Annotated in this window: 1 pseudogene; it reads left to right on the top strand. The window is 71.5% G+C overall.

Annotated features, from left to right (window positions below):
- Positions 1-4: 4 nt before the first annotated feature.
- Positions 5-613 (top strand): annotated as a pseudogene (locus tag TN53_RS41765) (hypothetical protein); the annotation flags it as partial.

The following is a 613-nucleotide window of genomic DNA, read 5'->3' on the forward strand; positions in this document are numbered from 1 at the left end:
CGCCCTGGGCCCCCCCCTCCCCGTCCCCACGCAGCCGGCCGAGCCGGCCAGTGGTGACACGGTCACCGCCACCGCGGTCCTCACCAACGATTGTCCCTTCCCTCTCCTCAACGCCGTGCTCCATCTGATCAACCCCCGAACCACCACGGCGGCGAAGACCGTCCCGCTCGGCGACCTGCGGCCCGGCACGAAGACGACCCGGCGCTGGGAGACGGCGATCCCGGCCGACCTGGCCGGGGACGTGTCGTTCACCGCGCACGTGGTCTTCGACGTCAACGAGCGCAGCAGCGACTGCGCGCGGTCAGCGAAGACGTTCACCGTGCCCTACGAGCCCAATGGGGTGCGGGACCCGTACCGGACGTTCGCCACCACCGACGACGCCAAGTTCGGCCAGTACGGCAGCCAGTTGGTGATCTGGGCGGGCGGCCGCGACTTCTCCGGCGGCACCGACGAGAAGGCGGGCATCGTCCTTCCCGGCTCCGCCGCCGAGTCGAGCGTGGTGCAGGTCGAGACGGTCAGCCTCACCGGCAGCGACAACCCCCCCGCCAAGGACGGGATCGCCGTCGCCAACGACCTCACCGCGCCGGAGAAGGGCGGCTACGCCGTACTCACC

It is taken from the genome of Streptomyces sp. WM6386, from assembly GCF_000972385.1.
GTDB lineage: Bacteria > Actinomycetota > Actinomycetes > Streptomycetales > Streptomycetaceae > Streptomyces.